The organism is Mycobacterium colombiense (assembly GCF_001672755.1).
Classification (GTDB): Bacteria; Actinomycetota; Actinomycetes; order Mycobacteriales; family Mycobacteriaceae; genus Mycobacterium; species Mycobacterium colombiense_C.
This window is the reverse complement of sequence record NZ_LZKI01000139.1, coordinates 1-668: the sequence shown is the minus strand read 5'-3', so window position 1 is coordinate 668 and position 668 is coordinate 1. Positions and strand designations below refer to the sequence as shown.

The window sequence follows — 668 nt, the reverse complement described above, 5'->3', positions numbered from 1 at the left end:
CCAACCCCGAGCCCGGCGCCGAGGAGAAGATGAAGGAGCGCATGCAGACGATCTCCGAGCGCTGGCGTGCGCACGGTTTCGAGCTGGACATGGCGGGCCTGGTCTACTTCGGTGACCGCAACGAGGCGGCTCCCTACCTGGCGGCCCGCGGCTGGCGGCTGAACAGCGGGTCGTCCTCGAAGTCGATCTCGCCGTCGACGATGCGGATGAACGGCTCCAGCCCAACGGCGCGCACCAGCGGGTCGGCCAGCGGATCGTCGAGCAGGGCATCGGGTCCCTGCGACGCCACGGCGCGAGAGGCGGCGACCATGGTGGCCGTCGCTCCCACGCTGTGTGCCGGTCCCCAGCTGTCGCCGTCGGTGCGTCCCGCTTCGGTGGTCATCCTCCTGGCTCCTATTTCTCGCCGAGCGTGCCGCTGGTGTACAGCATCTCGCCCATGCGCATGTCGTCGTCGGTGAGGGGGTCAAGTCCGTTGGCCGCGAACAGTTCTCCGATGCTGGCGCTGTTCAGCCGCCAGCCGCGGGCCGCCAGGTAGGGAGCCGCCTCGTTGCGGTCACCGAAGTAGACCAGGCCCGCCATGTCCAGCTCGAAACCGTGCGCACGCCAGCGCTCGGAGATCGTCTGCATGCGCTCCTTCATCTTCTCCTCGGCGCCGGGCTCGGGGTTGG

At 69.2% G+C, this 668-nt stretch carries 3 pseudogenes; 1 reads left to right on the top strand and 2 read right to left on the bottom strand.

Annotated features, from left to right (window positions below):
• A pseudogene (locus A5708_RS26395) lies at nucleotides 1-167 on the top strand (SAM-dependent methyltransferase); the annotation flags it as partial.
• Here A5708_RS26395 and A5708_RS19455 read toward each other — a convergent pair.
• Both A5708_RS19455 and A5708_RS19450 read right to left on the bottom strand, forming a co-directional pair.
• Nucleotides 143-382, bottom strand: a pseudogene (locus tag A5708_RS19455) (class I SAM-dependent methyltransferase); the annotation flags it as partial. The pseudogenes A5708_RS26395 and A5708_RS19455 sit on opposite strands and share 25 nt — an antisense overlap.
• 11 nt (nucleotides 383-393) lie before the next feature.
• Nucleotides 394-668: pseudogene (locus A5708_RS19450) on the bottom strand (SAM-dependent methyltransferase); the annotation flags it as partial.